General features: G+C 64.2%; 1 protein-coding gene. It reads left to right on the top strand.

All coding sequences use genetic code 11. The features are described from left to right. On the top strand, nt 1-1,432 hold a 1,432-nt coding region (gene gcl, locus E2H86_RS25450; RefSeq protein WP_133332256.1), incomplete at both ends, for a glyoxylate carboligase.

Genomic DNA, 1,432 nt, shown 5'->3' with positions numbered 1-1,432 from the left:
TTCGGCATTCCGGGGGCTGCCATCAACCCGCTGTACTCGGCCCTGAAGAAAGTCGGTGGCATCGATCACGTCCTCGCTCGCCACGTCGAAGGTGCCTCGCACATGGCCGAGGGCTACACCCGCGCCAATCCCGGCAACATCGGCGTGTGCATCGGTACCTCCGGCCCAGCCGGTACCGACATGGTCACTGGCCTGTACAGCGCCTCGGCCGACTCCATCCCGATCCTCTGCATCACCGGCCAGGCTCCGCGCGCTCGTCTGCACAAGGAAGACTTCCAGGCCGTCGACATCACCAGCATCGTCAAGCCGGTCACCAAGTGGGCCACCACCGTGCTCGAGCCCGGCCAGGTGCCCTACGCCTTCCAGAAAGCCTTCTATGAAATGCGCACCGGCCGCCCAGGCCCGGTGCTGATCGACCTGCCGTTCGACGTGCAGATGGCCGAGATCGAATTCGACATCGATGCCTACGAGCCACTGCCGGTGCACAAGCCGTCGGCTACCCGCATCCAGGCCGAAAAAGCCCTGGCCATGCTCAACGACGCCGAGCGCCCGCTGCTGGTGGCCGGTGGCGGCATCATCAACGCCGACGCCAGCGACAAGCTGGTCGCCTTCGCCGAACTGACCGGTGTGCCAGTGATCCCGACCCTGATGGGCTGGGGCACCATCCCCGATGACCACGCGCAGATGGTCGGCATGGTCGGCCTGCAGACCTCGCACCGCTACGGCAACGCCACCCTGCTGAAATCCGACCTGGTGTTCGGCATCGGCAACCGTTGGGCCAACCGCCACACCGGCTCGGTCGATGTCTACACCGAAGGCCGCAAGTTCGTGCACGTGGACATCGAACCGACCCAGATCGGTCGCGTGTTCACCCCGGACCTGGGGATCGTTTCCGATGCAGGTCTGGCATTGGACGTGTTCCTGGAAGTGGCCCGCGAGTGGAAAGCCGCTGGCAAGCTCAAGTGCCGCCAGGCCTGGCTGGAAGACTGCCAGCAGCGTAAAGCCAGCCTGCAGCGCAAGACCCACTTCGACAACGTGCCGGTCAAGCCGCAGCGCGTGTACGAAGAAATGAACCAGGTGTTCGGCAAGGACACCTGCTACGTCAGCACCATCGGCCTGTCGCAGATCGCCGGCGCGCAGTTCCTGCACGTGTACAAGCCACGCCACTGGATCAACTGCGGCCAGGCCGGCCCGCTGGGCTGGACCATTCCAGCAGCCCTGGGCGTGGTCAAGGCCGACCCGAAACGCAAGGTCGTCGCGCTGTCCGGTGACTACGACTTCCAGTTCATGATCGAGGAACTGGCCGTCGGTGCGCAGTTCAACCTGCCGTATGTGCACGTGCTGGTGAACAACGCTTACCTGGGCCTGATTCGTCAGGCGCAGCGTGGCTTCGACATGGATTACTGTGTGCAGCTGGCGTTCGAGAACATCA

Source organism: Pseudomonas putida (genome assembly GCF_004357765.1).
GTDB classification, from domain to species: Bacteria; Pseudomonadota; Gammaproteobacteria; order Pseudomonadales; family Pseudomonadaceae; genus Aquipseudomonas; species Aquipseudomonas putida_U.
This window is presented reverse-complemented; position numbering and strand designations above follow the sequence as displayed.